Source organism: Symbiobacterium turbinis (genome assembly GCF_055383075.1).
This window is the reverse complement of record NZ_AP042433.1, coordinates 2,349,074-2,365,620: the sequence shown is the minus strand read 5'-3', so window position 1 is coordinate 2,365,620 and position 16,547 is coordinate 2,349,074. Positions and strand designations below refer to the sequence as shown.

Genomic DNA, 16,547 nt, shown 5'->3' with positions numbered 1-16,547 from the left:
TGGAGCGGCACGCCCGGGCGGTGCTTTGGCCCGGAGCTCGGCCAGAGGCCCACTTCCGCCCGGCGGCTAGGCGGTGTGGGGCTTGTAGAAACCGCTCTCCGCGAGATCCGTGACGATCGGCTGGAGGCCGGCGGCCTCCACGGCCTTCCGTCCCCGCTCCAGCGTGATGATGCGGGTGGAACGGCCCGTCACGACCCCGTGGTGCGCGACGACCTGCCCCGCCGCGATCGTCGTGCGCACCTCCGCAGCGGCGGCGTCGACGACGGCTACGTCGGCGTCGGCGCCCTCGCCCAGGTGGCCCTTTGCGGTGAGCCCCAGGAGGCGCGCCGGCACGGTGCATGCCTTCAGCACGAAGTCCGCCATCGTGAGCACCTCGAGCTCGACCAGGCGGAGGCCGGCGGAGATGGTGAAGTTGCGCGGGATGCCGCCGCCGTCGGTGGCCAGTGCGTCCACGACGAAGCGGCCGGCGCGGTCGCGGGCTGCGGCCAGCATGAGCCGCGGCATCGGGGGGTTGACCGGGAAGCTGATGCCCACGTTGGTGCCCGCGGCCTCCCAGACGGCAACGGCCTCGGGACCGGTGCGGAGCACGGCCCGGTCGCCCTCGATCACGTTGACCCGGCCGAAGCCCTCAAGAATTGCCCGGCGCAGCCCCTCCTCGGTCGCAGGATAGCCGCCCTGCTGCAGGCAGGCCCGGGTGCGGTCGCTCTCCGGGATGCCATCGATGCAGATGCCGGAGGTGCCGTTGATCACCGCCAGGTACGACTCGGTGACGAGGTTCTCGGCCTCCGTGAGCCACTCGATGGCCTGGATGGCCTCGAGCTGGGGATCCTTCACGGCGCCGCGGCAGTAGCTGTTGATGTGGGCGATGTGGACGTGGTTCCGGCCCTTCAGGTCCAGGGCCTCCCTGAGGCCCGTCAGATCGCTGCGGTTCTCGGTGCTGCCGCAGTGGATCGCGGCCCACGCGCCCAGCTCGTTGGCGATCTCGAAGACGCGCCCGTTGGCCTCGGGCGTGAGGGGGAAGTGACCGCCCATGATCTTGACGCCCAGGGCGCCCCGGTCCAGCGCGGCGGCGATCCCGTCCCGCAGCTCCTTGGCCGAGGGGTCTGCGGAGTCCACCATCTCACCGGGCTTCACCCGGTTGAGGCAGGCGAGGTTGATGCCGGCGCCGTGCTCCCGTGCGATGGCCAGCACGTCGTCGATGGGGCCGGCCATATCCATGGCGGTGGTCACGCCCGCCAGAGCCAGCATGCGGTGGGCCACGGGCCCCTGAAACTCGGAGGAAGCGTGTACATGGATGTCCACCAGTCCGGGCAGCACCAGGAGGCCGGAGACATCCAGCACCTCGGCTGCCTCGGAACGGGCGATGTCGGGGGAAATCCGCGCGATGCGACCGTCGCGGATGGCGATGTCAAAGCGTCCGTTGCGGTTGTTGGCGGGGTCGACGACGTGTCCGCCTTTGAGCAGGAGATCGTACACTGAATCCAACCCCCAATCTGACCATTCTGCTTCACACATTCGGGAGTTGGCCGGTGGATTCCCGCCCGCTGGCTGGAAACGGCCCCAAGGTGCCGGGAAACCAGTCCCACGGGAGAGCCGCATAGTGCCTTTGATCCACGCGCGCATGCCGCATAGCCATCCAAAAGGGCGTCACGCCGAATCAACACCCCCCGCCTGGCGAACGCTAGGGGCAAACGCGTGTAAAGGGCAGTTGGAGGGGGAATTGGTACGGTGCGCGCACGGTGGGCAGCCATGGTGCTCTGCGCCCTGCTCCTGCACGGCTGTATGGCGCAGCCGCAGCCGCAGCAGTCGCCGGAACCCAGTTCAGAGCAGGTGAAGAAGGCGGTCAGGGAGAGCCTGAGCCAGCAGGAGATGAAGGACTACATCCGCACCCAGGTCAAGGAGCAGGCCGGGGTGGAGATGCTGGAGATGGCCCTGGACACGCAGGAGGGGAAGGATGCGCTCAACGATGCCGTGAAGAGCGCCATCAGTTCGCCTGTGGGTGAGCAGGCGATTCAGAAGAAGTTTGCCGAGATGCTGAAAGACCCGATGATCCAGCAGCAACTGCAGCAGGCCATCCGCGAGACGTTGCAGGACATCCTGTCGAAGGGGACCCAGGGCGGCCAGGGTGGCGGCGGCCAGGGCGGAGGCCAGCAAGGTGGCGGCCAGCAGGGCGGCAGCGGTGGTGGTGGCGGCAGCGGCGGCGGTGGGGGCGAGTAGCCGCAGCCGGGTCGAGTAGCCGCAGCCGGGTCAAAACGGAGGCCCCCGGCCGACTGTGCGGCCGGGGGCCAGGGCGCGCCTGCATCAGGACGCTTTCTCCAGCAGATCGGGGTACCGTCGCGCGGGGGGCTCGCCGTAGGCAGCCAGAACCCGCTGCCGGTAGGGGTTGGTCTCCCAGCCGGCGGCCGCGCGGGGGCCGCCGTTGTAGACGGCCAGTGCGATGTCCTCGGAGCCGTACTCGTCAATCAGGGCGGAGAGGTAGAAGGTGCCCATCTCCACCGAGGTGGCGGGATCGCTCAGATCGTAGGTCTCCAGCCCCATCACGCCGGCCAGCCACTCGCCGGTGGAGGGCAGGATCTGCATGAGGCCGCGCTCGCCATGGGCGCCGACCGCATCCGGATCCCAGCGGGTCTCGACGGTGATGACGGCCGCGATCAGCCGGGGATCGACCCCGTACCGGTCCGCGACCTCCGCCACCAAGGGGCGGTACGGCTCAGGGGCGAGGTCGGCGATCGACTCAGTTAACGCCTGCAGGCGGGCCCGCTCCAGCTCTGCAGGATCCGGCGGCAGCTCCGCCACCGGGTCCAGTTCGGGTTCGGGCAGCGCCGGTTCCGGGCCTTCCGCAGGGGCGGCCGCCGTTCCGGCGAACATGGTGGGCACAGCTGCCACACCCAGCGCCAGAGCCGCCCAGATGGAGCGGCGCCGGCGGATACGTGCGAACACTTTGGGTTCCTCCTTTGGACGTAACACCATAGATATATCTGAATAGCGAGAACTATCGTATGTTCTCCCCTGGCAACGGAACCCACTTTATCAGGACTGGAAGGCGGCTGTCAACACTTGCTGCCATGTATTGGCAGGCAGGGACCCATTGTCGCAAGTTACGAAAAAGACGGGAGGAAGGAGGAGCGGCAGACGGGCGAGAATCCCCCTGACGTGAGGAAGGTGACCGAGAGTCATGCTTGACCCTTCGTCGGTTCGTGAATACCAGCGTCTGCGCGAAGCGGTGCGCAGCGCCTTGCTTTCCGGCCTCAACGAGCAGCAGCGGCAGGCGGTGCTGCACGGCGAGGGGCCGCTGCTCATCCTGGCCGGGGCGGGCAGCGGCAAGACCCGCGTGATCGCCCACCGCATCGCCCACCTCATCCTCTTCGGGCCGGAGTACGACCCCGATGCGCCGCCGCCCCCCGACATGACGGCGGACGACCTCACGGCCCTGCGGGCCGCGGTCGAGGGCCCGGGGCCCATCGATACCGCCGCGATCGCCCACCTGCTGGGCGGGGGGGTTCCCCCCTGGCGCATCCTGGCCATCACCTTTACCAACAAGGCCGCCGCCGAGATGCGGGAGCGGGTGGAGCAGCTGGTGGGTCCGAAGGCCCGCGATGTGTGGGCCGCCACGTTCCATTCCACCTGCGTCCGCATGCTCCGGCGGGACATCGAGCGGCTGGGCTACGGCCGCAACTTCGTCATCCTCGATGCCGAGGACCAGCAGGCGGTCGTGAAGGACTGCCTGAAGCGGCTGGGCCTCTCCGACCGGCAGTTCCAGCCGGGGGCGGTGGTGGGCACCATCTCGGGCGCCAAGAACGCGATGCTGGATCCCCGGCAGTTTGCCGCCAGGGCCGGCGACTACTGGCGCCAGCAGGTCGCGAAGGTCTACAGCCTCTACCAGGAGCAGCTGAAGATCAACAACGCCCTGGACTTCGACGACCTCCTGCTGAAGGCCGTGGAACTCCTGGAGCGGTTCGACGACGTGCGGGAGTACTACCAGCGGAAGTTCGAGTTCATCCTGGTGGATGAGTACCAGGACACCAACCACGTGCAGAACCGCTGGGTCTTCCTGCTGGCCGGAGAGCGGCAGAACCTGGCCGTCGTCGGCGACGACGACCAGGGCATCTACTCGTGGCGGGGGGCGGACATCAGCAACATCCTCGAGTTCGAGGCGCAGTTCCCGCACTGCCGGTCGATCAAGCTGGAGCAGAACTACCGCTCCACGCAGAACATCCTCTCGGCTGCCCACGCGGTGGTGCGGCACAACACCGGCCGCAAGGAGAAGCGGCTCTGGACAGCGGCGGGCGACGGCGACCCGGTGTACCACTTCACCGGCGCCGACGAGCGGGACGAGGCCGCCTTCGTGGCGCGGGAGGTGGAGAGGCTGGTGGCCGAGGGGCTGCCCGACGGCACCCGGCTGGACTACCAGGACTTCGCCGTCCTCTACCGCACCCACGCCCAGTCCCGTGCGCTGGAGGAGGCCATGGTGCGCCGCTCCATTCCCTACGGCATCTACGGCGGCCTGCGGTTCTTCGAGCGCAAGGAGATCAAGGACGTGCTGGCCTACCTGCGCATCATCGCCAACCCGTCCGACACCGTCTCGTTCCGCCGCGCGGTGGGGGTGCCCAAGCGGGGCATCGGCCCCGCCTCGGTGGACAAGCTGGTGGACCACGCCGAGCAGTGGCAGGTGCCTGTGGCCATGGCCGCGCTCGACTGCTCCATGGTTCCGGGCCTCTCGGGCGTCTACCAGCGGCGCATGGAGGAGTTCGGCGCGCTCATTGAGGAGCTGACCAATCTGAGCGGGCGCTGCACGGTGGGCGAGCTGATCGACGCGGTGCTGGAGCGCACGGGGATCCTGGAGGAGCTGCGTGCCGACACCTCGCTGGAGGCGGCGGCCCGGGTGGAGAACGTGCAGGAGCTGCGCTCGATGGCCGCCGAGTTCGAGCCGCCGGCCGGCGAGGAGCTGGACGGCCTGAGGGACCTGGACAGCTTCCTGGCCACGGTGGCCCTGCTGACCGATGCCGACCAGGTGGGCGAGGGGCAGAACAAGGTGACCCTGATGACGCTCCACTCGGCCAAGGGGCTGGAGTTCCCGGTGGTCTTCCTGGTCGGTTTGGAGGAGGGGGTCTTCCCCCACAACCGGGCCCTGGCGGATGAGGGGCAGATGGAGGAGGAGCGCCGGCTCTGCTACGTGGGCATGACCCGCGCCCGCTACCGGCTCTACCTTACCAACGCCGTGAGCCGCAACCTCTGGGGCCAGCAGAACTACAACACGCCGAGCCGGTTCCTGCGGGAGATCCCCGCGGAGCTGGTGGAGACGGTGCTGCCGGCGGGCGGCTGGTCGGCAGGCCGCGGGTCGGCTGGCAGCCGGTCGGCGGGCAACTGGTCGGCGGGCAACTGGTCGGCGGGCAGCAGTTTTGGCCGCGGCCCGGGTTCCGGCGGGTATGACCGCGGACGCGGCTACGAGCGCCCCGGCGGATACGAAGGGACCCGCCGGTCCGCCCGGGGAACGGCCGCACCGGATGACGATGACTTCTCGCCGGCCATCGGAGCGGCGGGCTGGGGCAGGACGGTGCAGGCGCGCCGGCTGCAGGCGGCGCTGGAACCGCCTGCGGAGGAGACGCCCCGGTTCGCGCCCGGCGACCGGGTGCGCCATGACCGGTTCGGCGAGGGCGTGGTAAAGACCGTCATTGGCGATACGGTCACCGTTCAGTTCGCCGGGGCGGCCGGGCAGCGGGTGCTGGTGGCCAGCTACCTGCGGCCGGCCGCGGCTGACGCGGAGTGACAGGTGGAGGGGAGTTGGATGGATCGGTCCTGGGCGGAGCGTCGGATTGCGGAGCTGACCGCGACCATACGCCATCATGAGTACCTTTATTATGTAAGAAATGAACCGGAAATCAGCGATGCCGCCTTCGACGGGCTCATGGAGGAGCTGAAGCGGCTGGAGGCGGCCTTCCCGGACCTCCGGCGGCCGGACTCGCCCACGCAGCGGGTGGGCGGCGCCGCCGCGCCCGACTTTGCCAAGGTGCCCCACCAGCCGCCCATGTACTCGCTGGACAACGCCTTCAGCGAGGCGGACCTGCGGGACTTCGACCGGCGGGTGCGGGAGGGGCTGGGCGGCGAGCCGGTGGCCTACGTGTGCGAACTGAAGATTGACGGGCTCTCGATCTCGCTGCGGTACGAGGATGGTCTGTTCGTGCAGGGCGCGACCCGGGGCGACGGCGAGATCGGCGAGGATGTCACGGAGAACTTGCGCACCATCGGCTCGATTCCGCTCCGGCTGGACGGGTCGGAGGCCCCGGTCCCGCCCCGGCTCATCGTGCGGGGCGAGGTCTTCATGACCAAGCAGGTGCTGGAGGAGCTCAACGCCGCCCTGGCCGCGGAGGGGAAGCCGCTGCTGCAGAACCCCCGCAACGCCGCCGCGGGCGGCCTCAGGCAGAAGGATCCCCGCAAGACCCGGGAGCGCCGTCTCGACGCCTTCCTCTACCAGGTGGCGGAGGCCGACCAGCTGGGCTTCAGCGATCACTGGTCCGCGCTGGAGCGGCTCGCGGCCTGGCGCTTCAAGGTAAACCCGCACAGGCGCCTGGCCGGGTCCATCGACGAGGTCATCGACTGGATCAAGGGCTGGCAGGAGCGGCGGCACGACCTGCCGTATGAGATCGACGGCCTGGTGATCAAGGTGAACGACCTCAGCCAGCAGCGGCGGCTGGGCTTCACCTCGAAGTTCCCCCGTTGGGCCATTGCCTACAAGTTCCCCGCGGAGGAGCGGGAGACGACGGTGGTGGGCATCAGCCTAGAAGTGGGGCGCACCGGCGTGGTCACGCCGGCGGCGGAACTGGCTCCCGTGCGCATTGCCGGCACGACGGTGAAGCGGGCCACCCTGCACAACGAGGACTACATCCGCGAGAAGGACATCCGCATCGGCGACACGGTCATCGTCCGCAAGGCCGGCGAGATCATCCCCGAGGTGGTCCGGGTCGTGCTGGAGAAGCGCCCGCCCGACGCGCAGCCCTGGAGCTTCCCTGCGGAGTGCCCGGCCTGTGGCGCCGAGCTGGTTCGGCCTGAGGGCGAGGCGGCGGTGCGCTGCACCAACAGCCTCTGCCCGGCCCAACAGTACCGGGCCATCCTGCACTTCGCCTCGCGCGACGCCATGAACATCGAAGGCCTGGGCGAGGCCCTGGTCCAGTCCTTGCTGGAGCACGGGCTCATCGAGGACGCGGCCGACCTCTACCGGCTCCGTGAGAAGCGTGACGCCCTGCTCAGCCTGGAGCGCATGGGCGAGAAGTCGGTGGAGAACCTGCTGGCGGCCATCGACGCCACCCGGCAGAACCCGCTGCACCGGCTGATCTTCGCGCTGGGCATCCGCCATGTCGGCGAGCGGGCCGCCCGGCTGCTGGCCGACCACTTCGGCTCGATGGAGGCCATCGAGCAGGCGGGCCTGGACGAACTGACGGCGATCCCCGGCCTGGGGCCGAAGATCGCCGAGTCTGTGCGGTCCTACTTTGCCTCGCCGCGCTCGCACCAGTTGCTGGCCAAGCTGAGGGCGGCCGGGGTGAACATGGTCGGCGAGAAGAAGACAGGGCCGGCGGAAGGGCCGCTGGCCGGCATGACCGTGGTGGTCACCGGCACGCTTGCCCGCTGGGGGCGCAAGGAGATCGAGGCCCTGATTCAGGAGCTGGGCGGAAAGGCCGCCGGCTCGGTCAGCCGGAAGACCAGCTTCGTCGTCGCGGGGGAGGCTGCGGGCTCCAAGCTGAAGAAGGCCCAGGAGCTGGGCATCCCCGTGCTCACCGAAGACGAGTTCTACGTGCGCTACGTGCAGGGTTAGCGCGGCAGCGCTGGCGCGATGTGGCCAAAGCGGAAAGCTTTAACGTTGGATCGTGGTGGCGCGTGTGGTATCATCAAGCCATCAGTGAACGGTTTTCGGGGGGGTGTGCACCTCACCGCGGGCGAGGTGCGTGCCCCCCAACCGCTCCGTTTTCAGAAAGATGCGTATCGAGCCGGAAGGAATACCGCGCTTTCTGAGCGAAAAAGTCCAAACCAACACGCGCGATTCTGCGTCTCATGAGCACAAAGGGCTGCTCTCGTGAGGCGGGTGTGAAGCGCCCTGCTGCAACATGCGTAGTGAAGGAGAAGAGGAGTGAGCCTGTGAGCGAGAAGCTGGTCGAAATCCGAAACCTTCAGACCCACTATTTTACCGAAGACGGCGTCGTCAGGGCCGTTGACGGGGTGGATCTTTACATCAAGCGCGGTGAAACCCTGGGCGTAGTGGGTGAATCCGGCTGCGGCAAGAGTGTGACCTCTCTCTCCATCATGCGGCTCATTCCCAACCCCCCGGGCAAGATTGTGGCCGGTGAGATCCTCTTCGAGGGCGAGGATCTCCTGAAGAAGTCCGAGGCCGAAATGCGCAAGATCCGGGGCAACGATATTTCGATGATCTTCCAGGAGCCCATGACCTCGCTGAACCCGGTCTATACCATCGGCGACCAGATCGCGGAGGCCATCGAGCTCCACCAGGGCCTGTCGCACAAGGAAGCGATTGAAAAGGCCATCGAGATGCTCCGGTTGGTCGGCATTCCGCTGCCGGAACAGCGGGTGAAGGAGTATCCGCACCAGCTCTCCGGCGGCATGCGGCAGCGCGTCATGATCGCGATGGCGCTCTCCTGCAACCCGAAGCTGCTCATCGCCGACGAGCCCACCACCGCCCTGGACGTGACGATTCAGGCCCAGATCCTCGAGCTGATGAAGAAGCTGAAGAAGGAGCTGGGCATGGCGATCATGCTGATCACCCACGACCTGGGCGTTGTGGCCGAGATGTGCGAGCGCGTGGTCGTGATGTACGCGGGCAAGGTGGTGGAGGAGGCCGATGCGGTCTCGCTCTTCAAGCACCCCATCCACCCGTACACGGAGGGGCTTCTGAAGTCGATTCCGCGCCTCGATCAGGAGGTCGAGAAGCTGCATGTGATCGAGGGCGTGGTGCCGAACCCGCTGAACCTGCCCGAGGGCTGCCGGTTCGCCCCGCGCTGCCCCGTGGCCGTGGACCGGTGCCGGGCCGAACAGCCGGCCCTGAAGCAGGTGGCTCCCGGGCGGTACGTTGCCTGCTTCCTCGCTGAAGAACGCCTCACGAAGGGGGTTACGGCCTGATGAGCACTGCGGTTGGCACCGAGGCCCGGCAGGGCGACGTCCTGGTCGATGTGCGCAACTTGAAGAAGTACTTCCCCGTCTCGGGCGGTGGCATCATCGCCCGCACGGTGGGCTACGTCAAGGCCGTGGACGGCGTTTCCTTCCAGATTCGCCGCGGCGAGACCATGGGTCTGGTGGGCGAGTCCGGCTGCGGCAAGACCACCATGGGCAAGGTCCTGCTGCGGCTGCAGGAGCCCACGGAAGGCCAGGTCTACTTCGAAGGTAAAAACATCTACGATCTCAACCGCGAGGAGATGCGCCGTCTCCGGCGTGAGATGCAGATCATCTTCCAGGACCCCTACGCGTCGCTCAACCCCCGCATGACGGTGGGCGACATCATCGGCGAGCCGCTGGAGATTCACGGCGTCGCCCGGGGTCAGGCCAAGACCAAGAAGGTGCACGAACTGCTGGATGTGGTGGGGCTCGCGTCGTTCCACGCCCGGCGGTACCCCCACGAGTTCTCCGGCGGTCAGCGGCAGCGCATCGGCATCGCCCGCGCCCTGGCGCTGAATCCGAAGCTGATCGTCTGCGACGAGCCGGTCTCGGCCCTGGACGTGTCGATTCAGTCGCAGGTGCTCAACCTGCTGGAGGACCTGCAGAAGGAGTTCGGTCTGACGTACCTCTTCATCGCCCACGGCCTTTCCGTGGTGAAGCACGTCTCCGACCGGGTCGGCGTGATGTACCTGGGCAAGATGATGGAGATCTCGCCCGCCAACGAGCTGTACAGCAACCCGCTGCACCCGTATACCGAGGCGCTAATGTCGGCCATCCCGATTCCCGATCCGACCCTGAAGCGGGAGCGCATCGTGCTGGAGGGCGACGTGCCCTCTCCGGTCAACCCGCCCTCGGGCTGCCGGTTCCACACCCGCTGCCGCTACCAGGCCCAGGTCGGTGACATCTGCAAGGAGGAGGAGCCGCCGCTGGTGGACGTGGGCAACGACCACTGGGTCGCCTGCCACATGCGCACCAAGTAAAGGCGAGAGAAACGCCCCGCCCACCTCAGGGCGGGGTTTTCGCGCCCCTTACTGCTCCTCAATGATGCAGAGGCAGTGCCCGTACTCGTTGGATCCGATGGCGACGAAGCGCCCCCATTCCGCCTGTGCGGCCTCCAGCCCGGCGTTGGCCGCCTGCTCCAGGCTGCTGTGCGAGTTGTGGAAGAACACGTGCCCGCGGTAGAGTCGCCCCTGGCCGTCCTGCTGGTACAGAATCGCGATGCAGTGGCCGTAGTTGTTCGAATCCATCGTGACCCCGGTGATGGTCGCCGTCCCCGCAATCTCCGTCAGCCACGCGTTCAACTGGTCCTGGAGCGAGCGGTGGGAGTTGTGGAACAGTATCTTTACCATCGTCTGTGCCATGGAACTCCTCCTCATGCAACATCACTAATAAGACCATGAGGGCCTGCCATTTGTTCGCTGCCCTGCCAGCGACATTGCCGGGCTGGGACGCCATGTGTTAGAATCAGGTAGTTACGCTCTGGTCCAATTGGCTATGCCAAATTACGGATGGTGGTGATCGACAGTGGCACTGACGCGGGATGAGATTGCGCGCGTGGCCCACATGGCGCGTCTGAGCCTCTCCGAGGAGGAGATCGAGGGCTTCGCGGAACAACTCAGCCGCATTCTGGAACATGTGGAGCGCATCAACCAGGTAGACGTGACGGATGTGCCTCCAACCTATCACGCGGTCACCTTGCAGAATGTGCTCCGCGAGGACGAGCCTCAGCCCTCGCTGGAGCGGGAGACGGTTCTGGCCCTGGCCCCGGAGTCGGAGGCCGGCTGCTACAAGGTACCGAAGATCACGGAGGGCTAAGTGATGTCAGGGATGACGCATATACTGAGCGCCGCCCGGCTGAACAGACTCTTTCTGGCCGGTGAGCTGTCGGCGGTGGAGATTGCCGAGTCTGCGCTGAGCCGCATCGCAAAGGTGGAGCCCCAGGTGGGCGCGTTCCTTCACGTGGCGGCGGAGCACGTCCTGGACCGGGCAAAGAAGCTGGACGCCCGGCGCAGGGCCGGCGACAACGAGTTCGGCCCGCTGGCCGGCGTGCCCATCGCGGTGAAGGACAACATCTGCACCTGCGGGATGGAGACCACCTGCGCGTCCCGCATGCTGAAGGGCTATGTGTCGCCGTACGACGCGACGGTGGTGGAGCGGCTGCGGGCCTCGGGCGCCATGATCATCGGCAAGACCAACATGGACGAGTTCGCCATGGGCTCCTCAGGCGAGGCCTCTGCCTTCCAGACGACCCGCAATCCGTGGGACCTGGAGCGCGTGCCCGGCGGCTCCTCCTCCGGTTCGGCCGCGGCCGTGGCTGCCGGTGAGGTTCCCCTGGCCCTGGGCACGGACACCGGCGGGTCCATCCGGCAGCCGGCCGCGTTCACCGGCGTCGTCGGGCTGAAGCCCACCTACGGCTACGTCAGCCGTTACGGGGTGGTCTCCTTCGCCTCATCGCTGGATCAGGTGGGCCCCCTGGGTCACGACGTGGAAGACGTGGCTCGCCTCTTCGAGGTGATCGCCGGGCCCGATCGGCGCGACGCAACCAACGCCGGCCGCACCCCGCCTGAGCTGAAGTTCGGCGGCGACCCGTCGCTGGCCGGCGTGCGCCTCGGGGTTCCGCGGGAGCTGTTCGGCCAGGGCATCGATTCCGGGGTGAAGGCCCGGGTCGAGGAGGCGATCAGGCAGCTGGAGGACCTGGGGGCGACCGTGGAGGAGTGCTCGCTGCCCTCCACCGAGTACGCCCTGTCCGCCTACTACGTCATCGCCCTGGCTGAGGCCTCGTCCAACCTCGCGCGGTACGACGGCGTGCGCTACGGATTCCGCGCCGCGCAGACCGGCGGTCTGACGGAGATGTACAGCAAGACTCGCGGCGAGGGCTTCGGCGCCGAGGTGAAGCGCCGCATCATGTTGGGTACCTATGTGCTCTCCAGCGGGCACTATGATGCTTACTACCGCAAGGCCCAGCAGGTGCGCACCCTGGTCGTGCGGGACTTCGAGCGGGCCTTCGAGCGGTTCGACGCCCTGGTCACCCCCACCACGCCGTTCACCGCCTGGCGGATCGGGGAGAAGATCGACGACCCTATGGCCATGTACCTGGGCGACATCTGCACCATCCCGGTCAACCTGGCCGGCCTGCCGGCGATCTCCGTGCCCTGTGGGTTCGTGGACGGGCTGCCGGTGGGGATGCAGCTCATCGGGAAGCACTTCGCGGACGCCCAGCTGCTGCAGATGGCCTGGGCCTACCAGAAGGTGACCAAGCATCATGAGTCCCGTCCGGTCCTGACTGAGGAAGGAGGTCGGTAGCCGTGTCCACCAAGTGGGAAACCGTTATCGGCCTCGAGGTGCACGTGGAGCTGGCCACCGAGACGAAGGTCTGGTGCTCCTGCAAGAATGAGTTCGGGGCCGAGCCGAACACCAACGTCTGCCCGGTCTGCCTGGCCCTGCCCGGCTCGCTGCCGGTGCTGAACGCCAGGGCCCTGGAGTACACCATCAAGGCGGGGCTGGCCCTCAACTGCAAGATCCAGCGCCGCTCCAAGTTCGACCGCAAAAACTACTTCTACGCGGACCTGCCGTCGGGCTACCAGATCAGCCAGTTCGACCTGCCCCTCTGCTACGACGGCTACGTGGACATCACCCTGAAGGACGGCACCACGCGGCGCATCCGCATCCAGCGGATCCACCTGGAGACCGACGCGGGCAAGCTGGTCCACGCGGGCGACGACGTGGCCGCGGCGGACTTCTCCCTGGTCGACTTCAACCGGGCCGGGGTGCCGCTGATTGAGATCGTCACCGAGCCCGACCTGCGCTCGGCCGAGGAGGCCGGCCTCTTCCTGGAGAAGCTGCGCTCCATCCTGAAGTACTCCGGTGTGAGCGACGTGAAGATGGAAGAGGGCTCCATGCGCTGCGACGTCAACGTATCGGTGCGGCCTGCGGGCTCCACCGAGTTCGGCGTGCGGTCGGAACTGAAGAACGTCAACTCCTTCTCGGCTGCCGTGCGGGGCATCGAGTACGAGCAGAAGCGGCACATCCGCATCCTGGAGGAGGGGGGCCAGGTCGAGCAGGAGACCCGCTCCTGGCGCGATGCCCAGGGCATTTCGGTCCTGCTGCGCTCGAAGGAGGACGCGGAGGACTACCGCTACTTCCCCGAGCCCGACCTGCCGCCGGTCGAGGTGACGACGGAGGAGATCGAGCGGATCCGGGCCACGCTGCCCGAGCTGCCCGACGCCCTCATGCAGCGGCTCATGACCGAGTACGGCCTCTCGGCCTACGACGCCTCGGTCATCGTCGCCGAGCGGGAGTTCGCCCAGTGGTTCCTGCAGGCCGTGGAGCTGGCCGGCGCGGACCAGGCGAAGGCCGTCGCCAACTGGCAGATCAACGAGCTCTACCGGGTGATGAACGAGAAGGAGCTGGGCCCGGACCAGATCCCCCTCACCCCCGAGCAGCTGGTGGGCATGCTGAAGCTGATGGAGAAGGGCACCATCACCGGCAAGATCGCCAAGACCGTCTTCGACAAGATGGTGGAGACCGGCAAGGACGCCGAGACCATCGTGAAGGACGAGGGGCTCACCCAGGTGGCCGACGAGGGCGAACTGCTGGCCATCGCCCGGGAAGTGGTGGCCGCCAACCCGAAGGTCTTCGAGGACTGGAAGTCCGGCAAGCAGTCGGCCGCCCAGTGGTTCGTGGGCCAGATCATGAAGCGGACCCGCGGCCGGGCCAACCCGCAGCTGGCCCTGAAGCTGGTGACCCAGGCGCTCGAAGAGCAGGCCCAGAAGTAAAACCTGTCCCCCGCCGTAGGAACTGCGGCGGGGGCGTCTAATTTATTGGGTTAAAGCATGAAGGGAGGCGTGGTCCGTGGACCTGGTAACCGGCGCCACCGGCTTCATCGGCGCGCAGCTGGTGCGCCACCTTCTGGAGTCGGGCCAGAAGGTGCGCATCCTGGTTCGTTCCCCGCAGAAGGCAGAGGCGGTGTTCGGCACGCTCTGCGAATCGCTGGATGTAGCCGAGGGCGACCTGGGCGACGCGGCCTCCCTGGCGCGGGCGGCTGCCGGGGTGGAGCGGGTATACCACCTGGCCTCGCGGATCAACTTCCAGGGGTCGCTGAAGCGGATGCGCGCGATCAACGTGGAGGGCACCCGCCGGCTGCTGGACGCCTGCGTCGCAGCCGGCGTGAAGCGGGTGGTGCACATGTCCTCCATCGCGGCTGGTGGGCCGGCGGTCATGGACGAGAACGGCCGCTACCGCGCCCGCACGGAGGAGGACGAGCCGGCGCCGCTGCCCGACGCATACGGCATCACCAAGCTGGAGCAGGAGCGGCTGGCGCTTTCCTATCGGGACAGGGGGCTGGAGGTGGTGGCGGTGCGCCCCAGCGCGGTCTTCGGCCCGGGCGACCCCGACGGCATGAACACCCTGATCTGGATGGTGAAGACGGGCCGGCTGCCCTTCTACCTGGGCTCCGCCCAGACGGTGGCCAACCTGGTCTTCGTGAAGGACGTGGTGCGCGGCACCGTCGCAGCCATGGAGCGGGGGCGGTCGGGCGAGATCTACAACCTGGTGGGGCCGAACCTGACCCAGGAGCAGCTCATCGGCCTGCTGGCGCACGTGAGCGGCGGTCGCTCTCCCCGCTGGGGGATGCCGGTGCCGGTGCTGATAGGCGCCGCGCGCCTCGTCACGGCCGGCGCGCGGCTGGCGCTCCGGCGGCGCTCGCTGGTGCACCCCAACCAGATCCGCAACTGGACCGCGCCGTGGATCGTCAGCGACGACAAGGCCCGGCGGGAGCTGGGGCTGGTGCCTACCGACACCGCCGCCGCCTTCCGCGAGACCCTGCAGTGGCTGCAGGCGTACAAGGCGGGCCAGGCGGAAGCGGGGGCCGCGCGCGAAGCGTGAGGCGGCGCCGGTGGCGTGATGCCGGCCGCCGCGGCTGCGGCTGAACGCCGTCCTGCCTGGGCGCGGACTTGTGCGCCCCTGGCCCGTGTGTGGTACACTCTGCCTATGAGCACGCAGGAGATGGTGAAGCCCCCGGTTCGCCCGGGGCAGGAGATTTCGGTGACGGTGCACGGCCTCGGCAGCAGCGGCGAGGGCGTGGCCCGTTATGAGGGACTGACCATATTCGTACCCGGCGGCGCCCCCGGCGACCGCCTGTTGGCGCGCGTGCAGGAGGTGAAGCGGAACTACGCCCGGGCTGCCGTCGTGGCGGTGGAGGCCCCATCCCCGGACCGCGTGGAGCCTGCCTGCCCCGCGGCGGGGGAGTGCGGCGGCTGCCAGCTGCAGCACATCGCCTACGAGGCGCAGCTCAGGCTGAAGCGGCAGCAGGTGGTCGACGCCCTGGAGCGGCTGGGGAAGCTGACCGGGGTGACGGTCCATCCGACCCTGGGGATGGCGGAGCCCTGGGGCTACCGGAACAAGGCGCAGTTTCCGGTGGGCTGGCGCTCGGGCCGGGTGATCGCCGGCTTCTTCGCCCCGGGGACCCACCGGATCATCGATATCGAGCGGTGCGCTATCCAGCATCCGCTGGCCAACCGGATCATGGCCGAGGTGAAGGAGCTCGCCCGGCGCTACGGCGTGCGCATCTACGACGAGCGCAGCCACACGGGGGTGCTGCGCCACGTGCTGGCCCGGGTGGGGCGGGGTACCGGCGAGGCGATGGCGGTGCTGGTGACCAACGGGCCCCGCTTTCCCCACGGCAAGGAGATCGCCCGGGAGCTGATGGCCCGCATCCCTGAGCTGGTCAGCGTGGTGCAGAACATCAACCCGGCCCGCACCAACGTGGTGCTGGGCCGGGAGAGCCGCGTGCTCGCGGGGCGGGATGCGATCACCGACTACATCGGCGACCTGCAGTTCAGCATCTCGCCGGTCTCCTTCTTCCAGGTGAACCCGGCGCAGACCGAGGTGCTGTACGGCAAGGCCCTGGAGTACGCCGGCCTCACCGGTTCGGAGACGGTGATCGACCTCTACTGCGGCATCGGCACGATCTCGCTGTTCCTGGCGCGCCAGTGCCGGGAGGTCATCGGCATCGAGTGGGTGGAGGAGGCGGTGGCGGACGCCCGGGAGAACGCGGCCCGCAACGGCATCGGGAACGCGCGCTTCATCGCCGGCGACGCGGCGGTGGAGATGCCCCGGCTGGTGGACGAGGGGGTGCGGGCTGACGTGATCGTGCTGGACCCGCCCCGCAAGGGCTGCGACGAGCAGGTGCTGGAGGCGATCGCACAGGTGGCGCCGCGGCGGGTGGTCTACGTGTCGTGCAACCCGGCCAGCCTGGCCCGGGACCTGGGCCGGCTGGCCGGGATGGGGTACCGCACCGTGGAAGTGCAACCGGTGGACATGTTCCCGCACACGGCGCACGTGGAGTGCGTGGCGCGGGTGGAGCGGGAGGGATAGCCCCCCTCCATGATCTC

Annotated in this window: 13 protein-coding genes; 10 read left to right on the top strand and 3 right to left on the bottom strand. The window is 68.1% G+C overall.

Annotated elements, in window-relative coordinates:
- Positions 1–66: 66 nt before the first annotated feature.
- Positions 67–1,476 carry an amidohydrolase family protein gene (locus ACZ45O_RS11285; protein ID WP_464853034.1) on the bottom strand — a complete coding sequence of 470 codons (1,410 nt, stop codon included), beginning with the start codon at positions 1,474–1,476 and terminating at the stop codon, positions 67–69.
- Between the two features lie 252 nt (positions 1,477–1,728).
- Here ACZ45O_RS11285 and ACZ45O_RS11280 point away from each other — a divergent pair, with 252 nt between their 5' ends.
- On the top strand, positions 1,729–2,217 hold the full coding sequence (locus ACZ45O_RS11280; RefSeq protein WP_464853032.1) for a hypothetical protein: 489 nt from the start codon (positions 1,729–1,731) through the stop codon (positions 2,215–2,217).
- Between the two features lie 84 nt (positions 2,218–2,301).
- Here the strand turns inward: ACZ45O_RS11280 and ACZ45O_RS11275 are convergent, their stop codons facing one another.
- Entirely contained in the window at positions 2,302–2,940 is a 639-nt protein-coding gene (locus ACZ45O_RS11275) for a lytic transglycosylase domain-containing protein (RefSeq protein WP_464853031.1), read from the bottom strand.
- 235 nt (positions 2,941–3,175) lie between these two features.
- Between ACZ45O_RS11275 and ACZ45O_RS11270 the strand changes: the two genes are divergently transcribed.
- From ACZ45O_RS11270 to ACZ45O_RS11255, 4 genes are all read left to right on the top strand, one after another.
- Positions 3,176–5,767 carry an ATP-dependent helicase gene (locus ACZ45O_RS11270; protein WP_464853030.1) on the top strand — a complete coding sequence of 864 codons (2,592 nt, stop codon included), beginning with the start codon at positions 3,176–3,178 and terminating at the stop codon, positions 5,765–5,767.
- An 18-nt stretch (positions 5,768–5,785) separates the two neighbouring features.
- The gene (gene ligA / locus ACZ45O_RS11265; RefSeq protein ID WP_464853029.1) at positions 5,786–7,807 is read left to right on the top strand and encodes an NAD-dependent DNA ligase LigA; all 2,022 of its coding nucleotides are present in this window, start codon (positions 5,786–5,788) and stop codon (positions 7,805–7,807) included.
- A 296-nt stretch (positions 7,808–8,103) separates the two neighbouring features.
- Complete coding sequence (locus ACZ45O_RS11260) at positions 8,104–9,123, top strand: ABC transporter ATP-binding protein (protein ID WP_464853027.1); 1,020 nt, start codon at positions 8,104–8,106, stop codon at positions 9,121–9,123.
- Positions 9,123–10,136 (top strand): ABC transporter ATP-binding protein, encoded by a 1,014-nt coding sequence (locus ACZ45O_RS11255; protein ID WP_464853025.1) that lies wholly within the window; start codon positions 9,123–9,125, stop codon positions 10,134–10,136. Before ACZ45O_RS11260 ends, ACZ45O_RS11255 begins: the two co-directional genes overlap by 1 nt.
- Positions 10,137–10,184: 48 nt before the next feature.
- On the opposite strand, the gene ACZ45O_RS11250 is transcribed toward ACZ45O_RS11255, so the two are convergent.
- Positions 10,185–10,517, bottom strand: coding sequence for a hypothetical protein (locus ACZ45O_RS11250; RefSeq protein ID WP_464853023.1), 333 nt, complete (start codon positions 10,515–10,517; stop codon positions 10,185–10,187).
- Between the two features lie 163 nt (positions 10,518–10,680).
- On the opposite strand from ACZ45O_RS11250, the gene gatC reads away from it, so the two are divergent.
- The 5 genes from gatC (at position 10,681) to rlmD (ending at position 16,530) form a co-directional block, all read left to right on the top strand.
- Positions 10,681–10,971 carry an Asp-tRNA(Asn)/Glu-tRNA(Gln) amidotransferase subunit GatC gene (gene gatC / locus ACZ45O_RS11245; protein WP_464853022.1) on the top strand — a complete coding sequence of 97 codons (291 nt, stop codon included), beginning with the start codon at positions 10,681–10,683 and terminating at the stop codon, positions 10,969–10,971.
- A gap of 12 nt (positions 10,972–10,983) precedes the next feature.
- Positions 10,984–12,459, top strand: a complete 1,476-nt coding sequence (gatA, locus tag ACZ45O_RS11240) for an Asp-tRNA(Asn)/Glu-tRNA(Gln) amidotransferase subunit GatA (RefSeq protein WP_464857726.1) — start codon at positions 10,984–10,986, stop codon at positions 12,457–12,459.
- A 2-nt stretch (positions 12,460–12,461) separates the two neighbouring features.
- Positions 12,462–13,931, top strand: a complete 1,470-nt coding sequence (gatB, locus tag ACZ45O_RS11235; protein ID WP_464853020.1) for an Asp-tRNA(Asn)/Glu-tRNA(Gln) amidotransferase subunit GatB — start codon at positions 12,462–12,464, stop codon at positions 13,929–13,931.
- 76 nt (positions 13,932–14,007) lie between these two features.
- Positions 14,008–15,039 (top strand): SDR family oxidoreductase, encoded by a 1,032-nt coding sequence (locus tag ACZ45O_RS11230; RefSeq protein ID WP_464853019.1) that lies wholly within the window; start codon positions 14,008–14,010, stop codon positions 15,037–15,039.
- A 105-nt stretch (positions 15,040–15,144) separates the two neighbouring features.
- Positions 15,145–16,530, top strand: coding sequence for a 23S rRNA (uracil(1939)-C(5))-methyltransferase RlmD (rlmD, locus tag ACZ45O_RS11225; RefSeq protein WP_464853018.1), 1,386 nt, complete (start codon positions 15,145–15,147; stop codon positions 16,528–16,530).
- The last annotated feature ends 17 nt before the right edge of the window (positions 16,531–16,547 follow it).

Bases quoted from the DNA above. Each gene is read 5' to 3' on its own strand.
- ACZ45O_RS11250 (WP_464853023.1), bottom strand. From the start codon at position 10,517: ATGGCACAGACGATGGTAAAGATACTGTTCCACAACTCCCACCGCTCG.
- ACZ45O_RS11255 (WP_464853025.1), top strand. From the start codon at position 9,123: ATGAGCACTGCGGTTGGCACCGAGGCCCGGCAGGGCGACGTCCTGGTC.
- rlmD (WP_464853018.1), top strand. From the start codon at position 15,145: ATGAGCACGCAGGAGATGGTGAAGCCCCCGGTTCGCCCGGGGCAGGAG.
- ligA (WP_464853029.1), top strand. From the start codon at position 5,786: ATGGATCGGTCCTGGGCGGAGCGTCGGATTGCGGAGCTGACCGCGACC.
- gatA (WP_464857726.1), top strand. From the start codon at position 10,984: ATGACGCATATACTGAGCGCCGCCCGGCTGAACAGACTCTTTCTGGCC.
- ACZ45O_RS11270 (WP_464853030.1), top strand. From the start codon at position 3,176: ATGCTTGACCCTTCGTCGGTTCGTGAATACCAGCGTCTGCGCGAAGCG.